This window comes from Acidovorax sp. Leaf73 (assembly GCF_916855635.1).
GTDB lineage: Bacteria > Pseudomonadota > Gammaproteobacteria > Burkholderiales > Burkholderiaceae_C > Acidovorax > Acidovorax facilis.
Genome location: NZ_CAKASI010000003.1, coordinates 379,782 through 397,853, shown reverse-complemented (window position 1 = coordinate 397,853; position 18,072 = coordinate 379,782). Strand labels below are relative to the sequence as shown.

Annotated in this window: 18 protein-coding genes and 1 pseudogene; 9 read left to right on the top strand and 10 right to left on the bottom strand. The window is 65.2% G+C overall.

Annotation, left to right across the window (positions count from 1 at the left end):
- Positions 1 to 107: 107 nt before the first annotated feature.
- From LPA35_RS11645 to rpmH, 6 genes are all read right to left on the bottom strand, one after another.
- Positions 108 to 599, bottom strand: coding sequence for a Crp/Fnr family transcriptional regulator (locus LPA35_RS11645; RefSeq protein WP_055401233.1), 492 nt, complete (start codon positions 597 to 599; stop codon positions 108 to 110).
- A gap of 143 nt (positions 600 to 742) precedes the next feature.
- The gene (gene mnmE, locus LPA35_RS11640) at positions 743 to 2,167 is read right to left on the bottom strand and encodes a tRNA uridine-5-carboxymethylaminomethyl(34) synthesis GTPase MnmE (RefSeq protein ID WP_228897092.1); all 1,425 of its coding nucleotides are present in this window, start codon (positions 2,165 to 2,167) and stop codon (positions 743 to 745) included.
- 94 nt (positions 2,168 to 2,261) lie between these two features.
- Positions 2,262 to 3,971, bottom strand: coding sequence for a membrane protein insertase YidC (yidC, locus tag LPA35_RS11635; RefSeq protein WP_121421705.1), 1,710 nt, complete (start codon positions 3,969 to 3,971; stop codon positions 2,262 to 2,264).
- On the bottom strand, positions 3,968 to 4,261 hold the full coding sequence (gene yidD / locus LPA35_RS11630) for a membrane protein insertion efficiency factor YidD (protein ID WP_176889075.1): 294 nt from the start codon (positions 4,259 to 4,261) through the stop codon (positions 3,968 to 3,970). Before yidD ends, yidC begins: the two co-directional genes overlap by 4 nt.
- A complete protein-coding gene (locus LPA35_RS11625; protein WP_055401229.1) occupies positions 4,258 to 4,773 on the bottom strand; it encodes a ribonuclease P protein component in 516 nt (171 codons plus the stop codon). Before LPA35_RS11625 ends, yidD begins: the two co-directional genes overlap by 4 nt.
- Before the next feature lie 73 nt (positions 4,774 to 4,846).
- Positions 4,847 to 4,981 (bottom strand): 50S ribosomal protein L34, encoded by a 135-nt coding sequence (rpmH, locus tag LPA35_RS11620; protein ID WP_005798102.1) that lies wholly within the window; start codon positions 4,979 to 4,981, stop codon positions 4,847 to 4,849.
- Positions 4,982 to 5,412: 431 nt separating this feature from the next.
- Here rpmH and dnaA point away from each other — a divergent pair, with 431 nt between their 5' ends.
- The 7 genes and pseudogenes from dnaA to LPA35_RS11585 all read left to right on the top strand — a co-directional run bounded on the left by dnaA (position 5,413) and on the right by LPA35_RS11585 (position 12,485).
- Positions 5,413 to 6,837 (top strand): chromosomal replication initiator protein DnaA, encoded by a 1,425-nt coding sequence (gene dnaA, locus LPA35_RS11615; RefSeq protein WP_121421707.1) that lies wholly within the window; start codon positions 5,413 to 5,415, stop codon positions 6,835 to 6,837.
- 130 nt (positions 6,838 to 6,967) lie between these two features.
- Positions 6,968 to 8,086 (top strand): DNA polymerase III subunit beta, encoded by a 1,119-nt coding sequence (gene dnaN, locus LPA35_RS11610; protein ID WP_055401227.1) that lies wholly within the window; start codon positions 6,968 to 6,970, stop codon positions 8,084 to 8,086.
- A gap of 144 nt (positions 8,087 to 8,230) precedes the next feature.
- Positions 8,231 to 10,846, top strand: a complete 2,616-nt coding sequence (gene gyrB, locus LPA35_RS11605) for a DNA topoisomerase (ATP-hydrolyzing) subunit B (RefSeq protein WP_055401225.1) — start codon at positions 8,231 to 8,233, stop codon at positions 10,844 to 10,846.
- A 3-nt stretch (positions 10,847 to 10,849) separates the two neighbouring features.
- Complete coding sequence (locus LPA35_RS11600; RefSeq protein WP_228897091.1) at positions 10,850 to 11,263, top strand: YkgJ family cysteine cluster protein; 414 nt, start codon at positions 10,850 to 10,852, stop codon at positions 11,261 to 11,263.
- Between the two features lie 141 nt (positions 11,264 to 11,404).
- On the top strand, positions 11,405 to 11,617 hold the full coding sequence (locus LPA35_RS11595) for a hypothetical protein (protein ID WP_228897090.1): 213 nt from the start codon (positions 11,405 to 11,407) through the stop codon (positions 11,615 to 11,617).
- Positions 11,618 to 11,664: 47 nt separating this feature from the next.
- Positions 11,665 to 11,751 (top strand): annotated as a pseudogene (locus LPA35_RS11590) (4Fe-4S binding protein); the annotation flags it as partial.
- A 296-nt stretch (positions 11,752 to 12,047) separates the two neighbouring features.
- Positions 12,048 to 12,485, top strand: coding sequence for an OsmC family protein (locus LPA35_RS11585; RefSeq protein ID WP_228897089.1), 438 nt, complete (start codon positions 12,048 to 12,050; stop codon positions 12,483 to 12,485).
- Between the two features lie 55 nt (positions 12,486 to 12,540).
- Here LPA35_RS11585 and LPA35_RS11580 read toward each other — a convergent pair whose 3' ends face one another.
- The 4 genes from LPA35_RS11580 to LPA35_RS11565 all read right to left on the bottom strand — a co-directional run bounded on the left by LPA35_RS11580 (position 12,541) and on the right by LPA35_RS11565 (position 15,797).
- Positions 12,541 to 13,863, bottom strand: coding sequence for a serine hydrolase (locus LPA35_RS11580; RefSeq protein ID WP_228897088.1), 1,323 nt, complete (start codon positions 13,861 to 13,863; stop codon positions 12,541 to 12,543).
- 83 nt (positions 13,864 to 13,946) lie between these two features.
- On the bottom strand, positions 13,947 to 14,528 hold the full coding sequence (locus LPA35_RS11575) for a thioredoxin family protein (protein WP_228897087.1): 582 nt from the start codon (positions 14,526 to 14,528) through the stop codon (positions 13,947 to 13,949).
- A gap of 25 nt (positions 14,529 to 14,553) precedes the next feature.
- A complete protein-coding gene (locus LPA35_RS11570; protein WP_228897086.1) occupies positions 14,554 to 15,267 on the bottom strand; it encodes a cytochrome c biogenesis CcdA family protein in 714 nt (237 codons plus the stop codon).
- Between the two features lie 2 nt (positions 15,268 to 15,269).
- Complete coding sequence (locus LPA35_RS11565; RefSeq protein ID WP_228897085.1) at positions 15,270 to 15,797, bottom strand: DUF2147 domain-containing protein; 528 nt, start codon at positions 15,795 to 15,797, stop codon at positions 15,270 to 15,272.
- A gap of 178 nt (positions 15,798 to 15,975) precedes the next feature.
- Between LPA35_RS11565 and LPA35_RS11560 the strand changes: the two genes are divergently transcribed.
- Together LPA35_RS11560 and LPA35_RS11555 are read left to right on the top strand one after the other, a co-directional pair.
- A complete protein-coding gene (locus LPA35_RS11560) occupies positions 15,976 to 16,746 on the top strand; it encodes a response regulator (protein WP_228897084.1) in 771 nt (256 codons plus the stop codon).
- A complete protein-coding gene (locus LPA35_RS11555; protein WP_228897083.1) occupies positions 16,743 to 18,056 on the top strand; it encodes an ATP-binding protein in 1,314 nt (437 codons plus the stop codon). Before LPA35_RS11560 ends, LPA35_RS11555 begins: the two co-directional genes overlap by 4 nt.
- Positions 18,057 to 18,072: the final 16 nt, after the last annotated feature.

Below are 18,072 nucleotides of genomic sequence, written 5' to 3'. Positions count from 1 at the left end.
TTGCTTTCTACGGGACGGCGCCAGAAAAATCCAAATTGAGTGTAACTTGCTGTACACCCATTCTTGCCCCGCAAAAGCCCGCAGGCCACCACCACATCGGTGGTCTGTCAGGTGGCCGCAACGCGGCGGCGGCGATTGCCCAGCCGCTTGGCCAGTACCGCCCCAGCGGCCATCACCAGGCCCAGCGCAATGGCAGGCTGGCGGATGGAAAGTTCGGTGAAGCGGATGGCGGTCAGGCTCCACAGCTTGCAGGGCGCGCTGGCCTGCACGGTGGCGCTGCGGGAGCGGTGCGAGAAAAACGCACCTTCGCCCACCACGGAGCCTGCCCCGACGATCGCCAGACGCAAGCGCTCTTTTTCGTCCTGGTAGTGCACGCTCAGGCTGCCGCTTTCCACCAGGTACAAGGTACGGTCTGTAGCGCCCTGCGTGAACAACACCTGTCCGGCGGGCATGACCACGGGCAGAAGGTAAGACGAGAGGATGTCCCACTGCGCCTGGGTCAGTGGGTTGGTCATGCTGTCGTCGGCACTGGCCTGTGCGATGGCATCGATCAGACCTTGCAGGTCTACCTTGGAAACAACAGGCGTGGGAACATTCATGGTTTGCCGAAAGTACCCTTGTTACAGATTGCGCACAAGCGCTGTTTACGTCCATTTACAACATAAGCGACAGGCGGCGGCCTGTGCGCCCTGGTCGGAGGCCAGCCCGTTCAAACTGCACGAACAGTCGCACTTCTGCGGACCTATTTGCCAATACAAAAACTGGAAAAAATGACGCCCAGCAGGTCATCCGAGCTGAACTCGCCGGTGATGGCGCTGAGGGCATTCTGAGCCAGGCGCAACTCTTCGGCCAACAGATCCAGCGCCGGGCCCTGGGCCTGCAGCTGGTCGGCCGCCTCTTGCAAGTGAGCCCCCACGGCCTGCAAAGCCTCCACATGCCGGGCACGGGCAATGTAGAGGCCTTCCGGCGCAGACTGCCAGCCGGCTACTTCCAGAAGCAGGCGCCGCAGACCATCCAGGCCCTCGCCCGTCCGGGCAGACAGGTGCACGCCAGGCCGGGCGTTTTCACCCGCCGCCGCAGCCGCCCCTGGCGCCCGGTCGAGCTTGTTCCAGACGTCAATCACGGGAATGCTCTTGGGCATTTTTTGGGCCATGGCGCTTGCTATATCGGCGTCACCAGCTATGTATTCAGGAGCATCCGCACGCTCCAGGTCATGCAGGAACAGCACCGCGTCGGCCCCGGCAATCTCGTCCCAGGCGCGGGCAATGCCGATGCGCTCCACCTCGTCCTCGCTGTCGCGCAGGCCGGCGGTGTCGATGATGTGCAGGGGCACACCTTCGATCTGGATGGTCTGCTGCACCTTGTCGCGGGTGGTGCCTGCAATGGGGGTGACGATGGCCAGCTCGACCCCCGCCAGCGCGTTGAGCAACGAGCTTTTACCGGCATTGGGCTGGCCTGCGATCACCACCTTGATGCCCTCGCGCAGCAGCGCGCCCTGGCGCGCCCGCTGCATCACAGAGGCCAATGTTTGCTGCAAATTCGATAGCTGTCCATGCGCATCTGCCTTGCGCAGGAAGTCGATTTCTTCCTCAGGGAAGTCCAGCGTGGCCTCCACCAGCATGCGCAGGTGGATGAGGGCATCACGCAGGCCATGGATCTCGGCCGAAAAAGCCCCGGTCAGCGAGCGGCTGGCGCTGCGGGCAGCCGCCTCGGTGCTGGCGTCGATCAGGTCGGCAATCGCCTCGGCCTGGGCCAGGTCGATCTTGTCGTTCAGGAAGGCTCGTTCGGTGAACTCGCCCGGCTGGGCGACGCGCAAGCCGCGCAGATTGGGCTGGCCGGTAGCAGGGTCGGTGGCGGCACCCGCCTCCAGGCAGCGTGCCAGCAGCAGTTGCAGCACCACCGGGCCGCCGTGGGCCTGCAGCTCCAGCACGTCTTCGCCGGTGTAGCTGTGCGGGCCGGGAAAGTACAGCGCCAGCCCCTGGTCGATGGCCTGGCCCTGCGCATCGCGAAAGGGCAGGTAGGTGGCCTCGCGGGGCTTGAGGGTGCGCCCGCAAACCGCCTGCACCAGCGCATCCAACCCGCGCCCTGACACGCGCACGATGCCGACGGCCCCACGCCCCGGGGCGGTGGCGATGGCGACGATGGGGTCTTGGTGGCGGGCAAGCATGGTGGTGACTGTACAGGGTGGATGGGCAAGAAAAAGGCCGCTTGCGCGGCCTTTCGGGAGTCAGTTCATTGATGTCAGCGTTGCCGCTGCGGCATCACTTGAACTTCGGCAAGTTAAATTGCGGTGGCACGCCCATTCGGGTGTTGATGAGCCACTGCTGCGCAATCGACAGGATGTTGTTGGTCAGCCAGTACAGCACCAGGCCGGCCGGGAAGAAGAAGAACATCACGCTGAAGATCAGCGGCATGAACCACATCATCTTGGCCTGCATCGGGTCTGGCGGCGCGGGGTTCAGGGCTGTCTGCAGCAGCGAGCTGGCCGTCATCAGCAAGGGCAGGATGAAGAACGGATCCGGCGTTGAGAGGTCGTGGATCCAGCCGATCCAGGGCGCGTTGCGCATTTCCACGCTGGACAGCAGCACCCAGTACAGCGCAATGAACACAGGGATCTGAATCATGATAGGGAAGCAGCCGCCCATAGGGTTGACCTTCTCCTCGCGGTAGATGCGCATCATCTCCTGCTGCATCTGCTGCGGCTTGTCCTTCAGGCGCTCGCGCATCTCCATGATCTTGGGGTTGATGGCCTTCATCTTGGCCATGCTGGCGTAGGCCTTGGCGTTGAGCCAGTAGAACGCGATCTTGAGCAACAGCACCAGGGCGACGATGGACCAGCCCCAGTTGTTCAGCAGCTTGTGCAGCTGGTCCAGCAGCCAGTACAGCGGCTTGGACAGGATGGTGAGCCAGCCATAGTCCTTGACCAGCTCCAGACCGGGGTACAGCTTTTCCATCATCGTTTCGACCTGCGGGCCAGCGAACAGGCGCGCATCGATGGTCTTGGTGGCACCGGGCTCGATGGCGCCCAGCGAGGTCAGCATGCCCACGGAGTACAGGTTGGTGTCCACCTTGCGAGTGAAGGGCTCGCGCTGCACACCGTCGGCCAGCAGCCATGCTGTGGCGAAGTAATGCTGCACCATGGCCACGTAGCCGTTGGGCGAGTCCTTGGGGATGTCGATCTTGCCGTTGTCGATGTCCTTGAACTCGATCTTCTGGTACTTCTTGGCGTCGGTGTAGACGGCCGGGCCGGTGAAGGTGGAGTAGAACGACGACTCTCCGGGAGGCTTGTTGCCATCGCGCACCAATTGCAGGTACAGCTGGGGCGACACCGCCGCGCTGCCCGTATTGACGATGTCGTGCTTGACAGCGATGTCATAGGCGCCACGCTTGATGGTCCAGGTCTTGACCAGCTTCACGCCGCCCTGTGCAGGCGATTCGAAGCGAACGCTGATTTCATCTTCACCGTCCTTGAGTTCACGCGGGCCGGGCACCACGGTCATGGCAGTCTTGTGGGTGGGGAACGTGCCACCGATCAGGCCGGTTTGCGCCACATAAACGCGCTGGGCGCTTTCGTCCAGCAACAGGAAATTGCGGGCCTTGTCGGCCATGTCGGCGTGCTTGAGCAGCTCGGCATGCGTGAGCGAGCCGCCTTCGCTGTCAAACACCAGGCGATACAGGTCGGTCTTGACCTCGATGCGCTCGCGGGGGGCAGGTGCTGCCGCAGCAGCCGCTGGCTGGCCCGGCACGGCGGAGGCCCCCGTCGCTGCAGCGGCCACGGGTGCACTCGTGGAAGGCACGCTGGCAGCCCCGGTCGCGCCCGACGCAGCGCCAGCAGCGGCGGGTGCCGTCACGGCGGGCGTGGTGGGGAAAAAGGTGGCTTTGTTGCCGTTGTGCAGCTGCCACTTGTCCCACAGCAGAACCATGGAAAAGCCAAAAATCACCCACAGGATGGTGCGGCGAATGTCGTTCATGAAGACTTCTTTGGTGAGGATGGTTGGGTGTTGGAAGGATGAAGCCGCGAGAAAAGCCGCATGCTGCGCGGCAATTGTTGCGGGACCGGGTCATGGCCCCCGTCACACCAGGGGTGGCAGCGTACCAGCCTGCGCACCGTGAGATAGCTACCCGCCGCAGCGCCATGCTGCTCCAGCGCCTGCAGCGAATAGACCGAGCAGGTCGGTTCAAACCGGCACGACGAACCCAGCCAAGGGCTCAGGAACAGCCGGTAGCCCTTGACGACACCGATCAAGAGGCGCTGCATCAGCATGGCACCACCGGCTCTGCAACACCACCTTGTTGCTGCGCGGGGGAAGCAGCACCGGCCCCACCTGCACGCCGTGCGGCGTAGCCAAACAGCTGCAACAGCTCTGCCCGCACCGCCTGCTTGAGCTGGTCGGACGTAGCGCTCACGAACTGCTTGCGGTCAAACGCCGTGCGCAGACGCACCACATGGGCGGCCTGCGGGAGCCGCGCTTCAAACGTGGCGCCCACGGTGTAGATCTGTCGCTTGATCGTGTTGCGCGTCACGGCGCGGCGCGCCCAGCGCTTGGGCACCATGGCACCCAGCCAGACGCCCTGCACGGCAAACAGGGCCTGCGGCCCTTGCTGTTGCGGCAAGGAGCCGGGCCCTGTGGGTAAAGCAGCACTGGCTTGGCGGTCAGCCGCAGCACCTTCGGCATCCAGCACCAGACGGTGCAGCACAAAATGCGCTGTACGGGAGACAGTGCCTCCCGCCATGGTGGCCTGGAACTGCGGACGGGTTTTCAGCCTGTGCATGCAAGCGCCCCGTTTGGAACCTGGCGGTACAAGCCGGGAACAGGCGGGGAGCAGGCCGTAGACCGTAGCGGCCTTAGACGGCCAGGCGCTTGCGGCCCTTGGCGCGGCGTGCGTTGATAACGGCACGGCCGCCGCGGGTCTTCATGCGGACGAGGAAACCGTGGGTGCGCGCGCGGCGCGTCTTGGAGGGCTGATAAGTACGTTTCATGGTGCTATTCCTTGAGGTTCAGTTCCGGACTGCTGCTCTTGAACCCCCTGCAATCTGCGCAGCCACGCCCTGTACAACAGGACTTTGGCGGCAGATCCACGGGGCAGAAATAACGGCGCGCCGGGTCAAATCACCCTGAACACATTCAGGGAAACCCGAGATTATCGCAGGCTAGCCAGCTGCTGGCAATGCCTTTTGGCTGGCAGGCTTATCTCCGGATCACGTTTCGGCTTGTTTTATCGCGGCTTATCACGGGTTCTCGGCAACTACGGCTGCGGTTTTCAATGGGTACACGCCAGCACCACAGCGCCCCCTGAACGTCTATCAACACCTCTGACCACCGCAGTTTTCAAATTGTGGATAACTATTTGACAAGCTACAATCCGCCGCCCAGCCCCGTTCCTCCTATCCACAACAAGAATCCCCCTGAAATGATCGAGGAACCCTCCCGCAGCCCCCAACATTCACCCGGTGCAGATGCCGGCCAGGGCCTGTGGCAAGCCTGCGTAGAGCAACTGGCGCAAGACCTGCCCGAGCAGCAGTTCAACACCTGGATCAAGCCCCTGATTGCCCAGGTGGCCGAAGACTTCTCCAAGGTCACCGTGCTGGTGGGCAACCGGTTCAAGCTCGACTGGATCCGGGCGCAATATGCGGGCCGCATCGCCGCCTTGCTCGAAGGCCTGTATGGCCAGCCCGTCACCCTGGAGTTAGCGCTCGCTCAGCGGGAATCCGTTGTACGCACTTACGCACGACCCGCAGCGTCTGAACCATCGAACACCGCAACGCAGTCCGAACCGCCATCGAGCCACAGCGATGAAGCCTCAGCGGGCGCCTTCCGCAACCGGCTCAATGCAGGCCTCACATTTGAGACGCTGGTGGAAGGCACGGCCAACCGCATGGCGCGCTCGGCCGCCATGCACGTGGCGGGCATGCCCGGCCACCTGTACAACCCGCTGTTTATCTATGGCGGCGTGGGTCTGGGCAAGACCCACCTGGTGCACGCTGTGGGCAACCGCCTGCTGCAGGACAAGCCCGACGCCAAAGTTCTCTACATCCATGCCGAGCAGTTTGTGTCGGATGTGGTTAAGGCCTACCAGCGGCGCACCTTTGATGAATTCAAGGAACGCTACCACTCGCTCGACCTGCTGCTGATCGACGATGTGCAGTTCTTCGCCAACAAGGACCGCACGCAGGAAGAATTCTTCAACGCGTTCGAAGCCCTGCTGGCCAAGAAGTCTCACATCGTGATGACGTCGGACACGTATCCGAAGGGCCTGGCCAACATCCACGAGCGGCTGGTGTCGCGCTTCGACTCGGGTCTGACGGTGGCCATCGAGCCACCCGAGCTGGAAATGCGCGTGGCCATCCTGATCAACAAGGCCCGCGTCGAAGGCACCGAGATGCCCGAAGAAGTGGCCTTTTTCGTGGCCAAGAACGTGCGCTCCAACGTGCGCGAGCTCGAAGGCGCGCTGCGCAAGATCCTGGCTTACTCGCGCTTCAACCAGAAAGAGATTTCCATCCAGCTCGCCCGCGAGGCGCTGCGCGATCTGCTGTCGATCCAGAACCGGCAGATTTCTGTGGAAAACATCCAGAAAACGGTGGCTGACTACTACAAGATCAAGGTCGCCGACATGTACAGCAAGAAGCGCCCGGCCAGCATTGCCCGGCCGCGCCAGATTGCGATGTACCTGGCCAAGGAACTGACGCAAAAGAGTCTTCCCGAGATCGGAGAATTGTTTGGTGGGCGCGACCACACCACCGTTTTGCATGCAGTGCGCAAGATTTCGGGCGAGCGCCAGCAGCTGACCGAGTTGAACCAGCAGTTGCATGTGCTGGAACAGACCCTGAAAGGCTGACAACCGGTGGGAGAGACCCCGAAAAGAACCCGCCCGGTAAACGGGCAAAATGGCGGGTTATACAGCAGGGGGAGGCACGACCTGTGCCGCTGTCCACGCACCGTCCCAAAAACCACAAGAGGTTGAAGACATGATCGTCCTGAAGGCAACACAAGACAAGGTTCTCGCGGTTCTGCAATCCGTGGCTGGCATCGTGGAGCGCCGCCACACGCTGCCCATCCTGGCCAATGTGCTGATCCGCAAGACGGGCAATGCCCTGCAGCTGACGACCAGCGACCTCGAAATCCAGATCCGCACCACGGCTGAGCTGGGCGGCGACACCGGCGACTTCACCACCACCGTGGGCGCGCGCAAGCTCATTGACATCCTGCGCACCATGCCCGGCGACCAGACCGTGAGCCTCGAATCGGCCCAGTCCAAGCTCATCCTGAAAGGCGGCAAGAGCCGCTTCACGCTGCAAAGCCTGCCCGCAGAAGACTTCCCGCTGGTGCAGGAATCCGCCGCCTTCGGCCCCGTGTTCGCCGTGCCCCAAAAGACGCTGAAAGACCTGCTCGGTCAGGTGTCGTTTGCCATGGCGGTGCAGGACATCCGCTACTACCTCAACGGCATCCTGTTCGTGGCTGAGGGCAAGCAACTGTCCCTGGTGGCCACCGACGGCCACCGCCTGGCCTTTGCCAGCGCCACGCTGGATGTGGAAGTGCCCAAGCAGGAAGTCATCCTGCCGCGCAAGACCGTGATCGAGTTGCAGCGTTTGCTCAGCGATGCGGGCGGCGAGAACCAGCCCCACATCGAGATGCAGTTCGCCAACAACCAGGCCAAGTTCACCTTTGGCGGCATGGAGTTCGTCACCAAGCTGGTCGAGGGCAAGTTCCCCGACTACAACCGCGTGATCCCCAAGAACCACAAGAACAGCATCACCCTGGGCCGCGCCCCGCTGCTGGCCAGCCTGCAGCGCACGGCCATCATGACCAGCGACAAGTTCAAGGGGGTGCGCCTGAACCTGGAGCCCGGCACCCTGCGCGTGGCGTCGAACAACGCCGAGCAGGAAGAGGCCGTGGACGAGCTCGACATCGACTACGGTGGCGACACCATCGAGATCGGCTTCAACGTGACCTACCTCATCGACGCCCTGGCCAACATGGGCCAGGACATGGTGAAGGTGGAGCTTTCGGACGGCAACAGCTCTGCGCTGCTGACCATCCCCGAGAACGACAGCTTCAAGTACGTGGTCATGCCAATGCGCATTTGAGGCGGCCCCCGCCCTGCTGCACAGCCTGACCACGACGACTACCGTTTTGATAGCTGCTAGCGCTTACTGGATAAGCGCCAGAGCCCAATTTGACCCATATTGACACATTGGAAACCCCGGTTTCCACGGATCCCAAGGCCCACCATGACCGTTGACAACATCCCCTCCGAGCCCGAAGACACCGGCGTCTCCGGCCATGTTGAGCCCACCCTCGCCAAGATCGACACCAACCAGGCCGGGGCCAGCGAAAGCTACGGCGAAGGCGCCATCACCATCCTCGAAGGCCTGGAGGCCGTACGCAAGCGCCCCGGCATGTACATCGGCGATACCAGCGACGGCACCGGCCTGCACCACCTGGTGTTCGAGGTGGTCGACAACTCCATCGACGAAGCCCTGGCCGGCCACTGCGACGACATCGTCGTCACCATCCATTCCGACAACTCCATCAGCGTCACCGACAACGGCCGGGGTATTCCGACCGGCGTGAAGATGGACGACAAGCACGAGCCCAAGCGCTCGGCCGCCGAGATCGCACTGACCGAACTGCACGCGGGCGGCAAGTTCAACCAGAACAGCTACAAGGTCTCGGGCGGCCTGCATGGCGTGGGCGTGAGCTGCGTGAACGCGCTCAGCAAGATGCTGCGCTTGACCGTGCGCCGCGAAGGCAAGGTGCACGCGCTGGAGTTCAGCAAGGGCTTTGTGCAGAACCGCATCGTGCAGACGGTGGACGGCGTGGAAGTCTCGCCCATGCAGGTGCTGGACGACACCGACAAGCGCGGCACCGAAGTGCACTTCTTGCCCGACACCGAGATCTTCAAGGAGAACAACGAGTTCCACTACGAGATCCTGGCCAAGCGCCTGCGCGAACTCTCGTTCTTGAACAACGGCGTGCGCATTCGCCTCAAGGACGAGCGCAGCGGCAAAGAAGACGACTTCTCGGGCGCTGGTGGCGTGCGCGGCTTTGTGGAGTTCATCAACAAGGGCAAGACCGTCCTGCACCCCACATCGTTCTACGCAGCGGGCGAGCGCCCGGCCGAGACGTATGGCGGCATCCCTGGCACCCACATCGGCGTGGAAGTGGCGATGCAGTGGAACAGCGCGTACAGCGAGCAAGTGCTCTGCTTTACCAACAACATCCCCCAGCGTGACGGCGGAACCCACCTCACCGGCCTGCGCGCCGCGATGACCCGCGTCATCAACAAGTACATCGAAGAAAACGAGTTCGCCAAGAAGGCCAAGGTCGAAGTGACCGGCGACGACATGCGCGAAGGCCTGTGCTGCGTGCTCAGCGTAAAGGTGCCCGAGCCCAAGTTCAGCAGCCAGACCAAGGACAAGCTGGTATCGAGCGAAGTGCGCGCCCCCGTGGAAGACATCGTGGGCAAGCTGCTGACCGATTACCTGCAGGAGCGCCCGGCCGACGCCAAGATCATCTGCGGCAAGATCGTGGAAGCCGCCCGCGCCCGCGAAGCCGCCCGCAAGGCCCGCGAAATGACCCGCCGCAAGGGCGTGCTCGACGGCATGGGCCTGCCCGGCAAACTGGCCGACTGCCAGGAAAAAGACCCCGCCCTGTGCGAAATCTACATCGTGGAGGGCGACTCCGCCGGTGGCTCTGCCAAGCAGGGCCGTGACCGCAAGTTCCAGGCCATCCTGCCGCTGCGCGGCAAGATCCTGAACGTGGAAAAAGCCCGCTACGAAAAGCTGCTGACCAGCAACGAAATCCTCACGCTGATCACCGCCCTCGGCACCGGCATCGGCAAGGCCGGGGGCACCACGGGTGGCGACGACTTCGACGTGGCCAAGCTGCGCTACCACCGCATCATCATCATGACCGACGCCGACGTCGACGGCGCCCACATCCGCACCCTGCTGCTCACCTTCTTCTACCGCCAGATGCCCGAGCTGGTCGAGCGCGGCCACATCTACATTGCCCAGCCACCGCTGTACAAGGTGAAAGCTGGCAAGGAAGAGCTGTACCTGAAGGACGCCCCCGCGCTCGACGGCTTCCTGCTGCGCATTGCGCTCAACCACGCCAGCGTGACCACCGGCGGTGCCAACCCACAAACGCTGACCGGCGACACCCTGGCCGAACTGGCGCGCAAGCACCAGATCGCCGAGAGCGTCATTGCGCGCCTGGGCAACTTCATGGACGCCGAAGCCCTGCGCGCCATTGCCGATGGCGTGAGCTTGAAGCTCGACACCGTGGCCGACGCTGAAGCCAGCGCCGTGGCCCTGCAGGCCAAGCTGCGCGAACTGAACACCACCGGCGCCCCCGCCGAAGTGGCTGGCGAGTTCGACGCCCGCACCGACAAGCCCCTGCTGCGCATCAGCCGCCGCCACCACGGCAACATCAAGAGCAGCGTCATCACGCAAGACTTCGTGCACGGCGCCGACTACGCCGCCCTGGCCGAAGCTGCAGAGACCTTCCGCGGCCTGCTGGGCGAGGGCGCCAAAGCCCTGCGCGGCGAAGGCGAAAAGCAGAAGGAAGAAAAAGTCGGCGACTTCCGCCAGGCCATGAAGTGGCTGATCAGCGAAGCCGAACGCAGCACATCCCGCCAGCGCTACAAGGGCCTGGGCGAGATGAACCCCGAGCAGCTGTGGGAAACCACGATGGACCCCAACGTGCGCCGCCTGCTGCGCGTGCAGATCGACGACGCGATCGAGGCGGACCGGGTGTTCACGATGCTGATGGGGGATGAGGTGGAGCCCCGGCGGGATTTCATTGAAACGAACGCTTTGCGGGCGGGCAATATCGACGTCTGATCGTTGAGATATCCCATCGCCATCGTTGACGTCGACCGGCTCGACACCTGGACCCGCTACCGCGCAGGCCTGTGCGACACCTGCGCGGCCAACTGCTGCACGATGCCGCTGGAAGTGCTGTTGCCCGACCTGGTGCGGCTTGAGCTGGTAGACCCGTTCGAGGCCGAGCATGAAGAGCTGCGGCACATTGCCAAGCGGCTGCTCAAGGCGCGGTTGATTGACCACTTCAATCACAAGAACGCGATCTTCACGATGGCGCGGCGGGCCAGCGGGGACTGCAATTTTCTGGACCCGAAGACCCGGCTGTGCACGGTGTATGACAAGCGGCCCGAGACGTGCCGGCTGCACCCACAAAAGAAGAGCCCCAAGCCTGGGTACTGTGCTTATGGGGCTCGGGACTTGCAGCGCAAGGGCTGAACGGTCACCAAGACCAATCCGTCGGTTGGTGCAGCAGCGCGGCACCCGACACGGTGCAAGCTGACCAACCTCCCTGCTCCTACACCGTGTCCCTCTGTACAAGGCCTGCCCAAGGCTCCGCAGGCTCTGCCATCACGGCACTTGCACACCGCGCTGCTGGGCAGCCAGCATCATGGACCAGCGGTAGCTGACGCCCTGGACGTGTCCATGGATGTGAAGGTGCCGGATGATGCTGGAGGCACTGTTGCTGCTGCAGGGGCGTGCACGCACGGTATCGCCAGCGCACCCGCCTTCGATGGTGGTTACAGCCCGCCCACCACGGCAGCGCTCGACCAGCGGTGCTGCGTGCGCTGAGCTGCAATGCTGTCGTGGTCGCCTGGCTCTATCCTGCTGCTGCGATCTGCACGGGGTGCGCCTTGTGCGCGGTGCGGTGTCCGTTTGATGCGATCCGCATGGTGCGGACCCAGCCCCTCATTGAAGACGTTTAGTGTGGTGTTGGACGCTATCCGGCACTTCTAACCGGGTCTTTTCGGCCAGGGCGGCGTTGCAAATCCGCGCGATACCTACGGGTGTCGCTGTGGCTTGCGCCTTGCCCTGACCAAAAATCCATCGGCTTTCAATGTGCCGTCAAGCATGCAACACCACACTAGCGCTGCAACGGGCACCCATGCCCGCCACGATGCACGTTCAAGATGGACAGCACGACGCGACGGTGTCCCACACGCCCGAGCGGCGGGGCGTGGTGACATGGGCGGTTCACCCCATTCACCACAAGGAGCACACCATGTCTGAAAAGAAAGCCAGCGTTCACTGGGAAGGTGCCGGCAAGTCCGGCCAGGGCCAGATCAGCACCGAGACCGGCGCACTGGACAAGTACCCCTACGGCTTTGCCAGCCGCTTCGGCGACGACCGCAAGGGCACCAATCCCGAGGAGATCGTGGGCGCTGCCCATGCAGCCTGCTTCACCATGGCGTTTTCTTTTGCCGCCGAGAAGGCTGGCATCGCCACCGAGACCGTCGACACCACGGCCAGCGTGCGGCTCAGCAAGGAAGGCGATGGTTTTGTGATTGACCGCATCGCCCTCACGCTCACGGCCAAGGTGCCGGGCTTGGACGACGCGGCCTTTCAGAAGCTAGCGGCCGATGCCAAGGCCAACTGCCCGCTGTCGAAGGCGCTGGCCTCGGTGCCAGAGATCACGCTGACCGCCACGCTCGTGAAGTAGCTAACGGTACAGGCGCAGCGCCGGGGGCGCCGCCTTGGCCGATTCTTCTTCACCCTCAGCGAGCCCGCACCGCCGCTGCCAGCGCAGCAAACGCCTGCCGGTCCAGCGCGTGGGTGAAGGCCGTGTTGGGCACCGGGTGTGTTGATAGCTTCACCACCACCAGTTCTGCCGCCGGGTTGATGTGGATGTGCTGGCCCATCAGGCCCTTGGCTTCCAGCGTACCGTCCGCATCGTGCGGCACCCACCACTGGTTGTGGTACGAGTAGCCCGCGCGCATGGCCGTGCCGGGGGCCTTGCTGAATTTCGTGGGATCGGCACCCTTGCGCAGCTCGGCAATGGTGGCGGCCGAGATGATCTGCTGGCCGTTGAAGCTGCCATTGGCACGAAGCATTTCTCCAAAGCGCCCCAAGTCGCGCAGCGTGGCGTTCACGCCGACGCTGGTGGACTGGCCACCGTTCGCATCGGCAAACACATAGGCATCCTCCTGCGCGCCCAGGCGCGACCAGATGCGCTCGGACAGCAGCGTGGCGTAGCTCTTGCCCGTCACGCGCTGAAGCAGCCAGCCCAGTACTTCCGTGTCCACCGACTTGTACGCAAACGCGGTGCCGTGCTCCCCTTCTTTCTTCAACGTGGGCAGGAACTCGGCCATGCTTTTGGCGGCGTTGCTGCCGGGCGGCGCGGGCTGCAGGCCTGCGGCGGCCAGGTACTGGAAAACGCCGGACGCAGGGTCGGCAAAGTTCTCGGCGTATTGCACGCCGGTCGTCATGTCCAGGGTCTGCTGCACGGTGGCATCGGCCCAGGCGCTGGTGGCCAGCTCGGGCAGGTAGCGGGGAATCAGCGCTTTCGGGTCGATCACGCCTTCCTGGATGAGTTCAGTGGCCAGCAGGCCGGTGAGCGATTTGCTCATGGACCACAGCACGTGGGGCTGGTGCGGCTGCATGCCGATGTGGTGGCGCTCGTACACGACACGGCCCCGGTGCAGCACCAGCAGGCCATCGGTGTAGGTGGCCTTTTGCCAGTCAGCCAGCGTGGTGGTGCCGCCCTTGCCGTCGGGCACCGGCAGTGCATCGTCCAGCGCGCGGGCTGCGGCGAGTAGCGCGCTGGGTGCGCCGGCGCCGCGCCACACGGCCGCCGTGGGGCCCAGCTCGCGCAGGTGGTGCGCGGCCCAGCGCACGTTGGGGTATTTGAGGATGTTGGCCAGGCGCACGACCTTGTCGGGCGGCGGCGGAAAGCCCTGCATCAGCTGCAGCGTGGCGGGGTGGGTGGCGTCGGGCGGGGGCAGTTGCGGTGCCTGGGCATGGCTGGTAGCGGCCATGCAGAGAGCAGCAGCGGCCGCGGCGAGTGTGACCAGGGCAAATTGAAGGCGAGGGTACGGCATGGTGCAAGAGTCCTGCAAAGGTGAGTGGAGAGCGGGCAGAGAAATGACGGGATAAAAATGAGTGAACGGTGGAGCCAGAACGCCTAGCTCCGCGCCGCGAGCAGCGCGCGGATTACGGCCTCGGTGCGCTCGTATTCGCCTTCGCCAAAGTGCTTGTAGCGAATGCGGCCCTGCGCATCGATGAGGTAGGCCGCGGGCCAGTACTGGTTGCTGTAGGCCTTCCAGGTGCCGTAGCGGTTGTCCTGCGCCACGGGGTGCTTCACGCCATGGCGGCGCATGGCCACCTCGACGCTGCTGGTGGTGCGCTCGAATGGAAACTCCGGCGTGTGCACGCCGACCACGGTGAGTCCCTGGGGCGTGTACTGCTCTGCCCAGCGGTTCACGTGAGGCAGGGTGCGGATGCAGTTGATGCAGGCGTACGTCCAGAAGTCCACCAGCACCACGCGGCCGCGCAGCTGGGCCAGAGTGAGCGGCTGGGAGTTGAGCCAGCGCTCGATGCCCGTGAACTCGGGTGCCGCGCCAAAGTCGGGCAGCGTGGCCGCCTGGACGGCGGGCCCTGCTGCGTGGGTGAGGGCGGGTGCCGCCACGGCGGCAGCCACAGATGCTGCAGACGCCAGGAACGTGCGGCGCTGAAACGAGATGGGTGAAGAAATGCGCGATGTCATGGTGAAACTCCTTGCTGAGGGCCGCTTACAGCCCTCCAAAACTTGAGGGATAGAACTGCGACAGCCACGCTGTGACCTGGCCATCCACCTCCAGCAGCATGGCCAGCGCGACGGCGATGACCACCACCCCAAAAACCTGCTGCACGCGGTGCGCATGGCGGGAGATGCGGCGCACATGACTGGCCGCGGCCTGACCGCCGTAGGCGATGGCCAGCATGGGCAGCGCGGCGCCGGTGGAATAGGCCAGCAACAGCACCGCCGTGCTGACCCCCGGCGGCTCCGTGGCGATGAGCGTGAGGATGGAGGCCAGAACCGGCCCGGCGCAGGGCGTCCACACCGCACCCAGGCTCAGACCCAGCAGCAGCCCGCCCCAGTTGCCCGCCGATGCGCCCATCCCCAGGCTGGCCGCGCGGTTGAGCACGCCACCCGCCTGTTGGCTCAGCCACTGAAATGGCTTGGGCCACACCGTGAGCACGCCAAACACCAGCAGCAATACGGCGGCGAACCGGCGCAAGCCCTCGGGCGACACGCCCAGCACCTGCGTGAAGCTGCTGAACAGCAGCGCCACGGCTGCGAACGACAGCGCAAACCCCAGCGCGATGAACAGCGGACGCGTGCGCTGCGCTGGGCCGCCCGCCACCGACGCCCCCAGCACCACCGGCAACATGGGCAGCACGCAGGGCGCGCCCACAGTCAGCATGCCAGCGGCCACAGCCAGCCAGGGGGAGGTGGCGGCCATGCTCATTGCACGCCCCCACGCTCTGCGGCCGGGCGACGCCACACCTGCGTCTTGCCGAACAGCGGGATACCGACATACGCGCGCACCAGCAGCTGGTCGGGCTCAGCGGGGGTGAGGGTGGAGCGGTAGGTCTTGGCGTTCTCGCGGTTGTAAATCTCGCCTTGGTACTCGCCGCTGCCGCTGTCGCGCAGGCCGGACAGCATCGTCATGCCCAGCGCGGGCCGCGCGTCGGCCGCGGTCATCTCGGTGCCGGGTGCACTCATCGACCGGTTGGCCAGCACGCGCACCACCTTGCCGCAGAGGGTGTTGGTGCCGCTGCTGCCACCGGTGTTCGCACTGGCAGTGCCATTGGCGTTAGTGGGGCAGGGAGCAATCTCCACCTCCAGGTTTCCGCTTTCGGTGATCCAGCGGCCCAGCGGGGCCTTGGGGTGCGCCGCCGTGGCGGGCTGGGTGGCAGCCTCTTGCGCGCTGGCGTTGTGCGCCAAGCCCAGGGCCAGCGCAGCGGCGGCCAGGGCGAAGGATGGTTTCATGGCAAGTCCTCGTGACGTTCAGGAAGACTGCATTGAAGCCAGCGTACGTATCGGCGGTTTGTCCTGCACAGGCCTTTTGGTATGCGCGCGTGTCGGCGGCACCGGCAGACAAGTTCAGATACATGCGGGCCCGTACCGGCCTCACCGCTAGGCGCCAAAGCCTGGACAATCAGCGCCCATGACGACGACCCCGCCCGACCACATCCTGATCGTCGATGACGACGCCGGCATCCGCGAGCTGGCGGCCGAGTACCTGCAGCGCCAGGGCCTGCAGGTGAGCGTGGCAGCCGACGGCAGGCAGATGCGCGAGGTGCTGGCCACGCAACGCATCGACCTCTTGGTACTGGACTTGATGCTGCCGGGCACCGACGGCATCGCGCTGTGCCGCGAGCTGCGCAGCCCCGGCACGCCGCCGCTGCCCATCATCATGCTCACCGCGCGCAGCGACGAGGCGGATCGCATCCTGGGCCTGGAGCTGGGCGCGGACGACTACCTGACCAAGCCCTTTGCCGCGCGCGAGCTGCTCGCGCGCATCCACGCCGTGCTGCGGCGCACGCGCATGCTGCCGCCCAACCTGGCCGTGGCCGAGCCCGCGCGCCACCTTGCGTTCGGCGACTGGCGGCTGGACACCACGGCGCGGCACCTGCTCGATGCCACGGGCGCAGTGGTGGCGCTGTCGGGCGCCGAATACCGGCTGCTGCGCGTGCTGCTGGACCACCCCCAGCGCATCCTCACACGCGACCAGCTGCTGCAGCTCACGCAGGGTCGCGATGCCGATGTGTTCGACCGCTCCATCGACCTCTTGGTCAGCCGCGTGCGCCAGCGGCTGGGCGACGGGGTACGCGGCTCGCGCTATATCAAGACCGTGCGCAACGAGGGCTATGTGTTCTGCGCCAACGTGTTGCCCGCATCGGCAACCGCACCCGCGCCGGGAGGAGCCGCCGCATGACGCTGCGCTGGTGGCCCCGCTCGCTGTTCGGTCGCATCCTGCTGGTGCTGGCACTGGGCCTGGCGCTGGCGCATGCGCTGACCTTCGTGCTGGCGATCACCGAGCGCAGCATGACCATGCGCCGCGCCATGGTGTCGTACCTGGCGAGCGATGTGGCCAGCTCCGTGGCCATGCTGGACCGCCTGCCCGCCGCGGAGCGCGCGCAGTGGGTGGACCGGCTGGCGCGTCGCAACTACCGGTTTGCGCTGACCGCGCCGCTGGACGTACCCGAAGACCCGTCCGACCTGGCCCGCCTGATTGCAGGCGCCGTGGGCGCCACGCTGCCCCCCGGCCAGACGGTGCGGGTGATCGACCCCCACGTGCCCGGCACCGAGCTGCGCCTGCAGCTCCAGTTGAGCGACGGCACGCCGCTGGCCGTGGACATGGACGAGCCCCGGCTGCAGGTCTCGCCCTGGGTGCTGGGCGCGCTGGCGCTACAGCTGGCGCTGCTGGTAGGCCTGTGCGCCTGGGCCGTGCGCGCGGCCACGCGGCCCTTGCGCACGCTGGCCGATGCGGCCGATGCGCTGGGTGCCGACCGCGCCGCCGTGCCCCTGGCCGAGGACGGCCCGCGCGAGGTGCAGCGCGCTGCCCAGGCCTTCAACCGCATGCAGCAGCGCATCCAGGCGCACCTGGAGGAGCGCATGCGCATCCTGGCCGCCGTCTCGCACGACCTGCAAACGCCCATCACCCGCTTGCGCCTGCGCGCCGACCTGCTGGACGACACCGCGCTGCAGGGCAAGCTGCACGCAGACCTGGCCGAGATGCAGTCGCTGGTGGAAGAGGGCATCGCCTACGCGCGCTCGTCCCAGGCGGCCCAGGAGCCCCCACAGCGCGTGGACCTGCGCGCGCTGCTGCAGAGCATTGCGTTCGACTACGCCGATGCGGGCCTGCCCGTGACGCTGCTGCACGCAGACCCTGGCACCTGCGACTCGCGCCCGCAGGCCCTGCGCCGGCTGGTGTGCAACCTGGTGGACAACGCGCTCAAGTTCGCGGGCGCGGCTGAAGTGAGTCTGGAGGCTGGAGATCACGGCCAGTGGCTGCTGCGCGTGCTGGACCGGGGGCCGGGCATACCGGAAGCTGACCTGGCCGCCGTGCTCCAACCCTATGTGCGGCTGGAAGACTCGCGCAACCGCGGCACAGGCGGCACGGGGCTAGGCCTGGCCATTGCGAACGAGCTGGCGCAGGCGCTGGGCGGCCGGCTGGTGCTGGGGCCGCGTGAGGATGGTGCGGGGCTGGAGGCGCGGGTCGAGCTGCCCGGCCCGCAGCCATAGCACCGCTCTGTGGGCT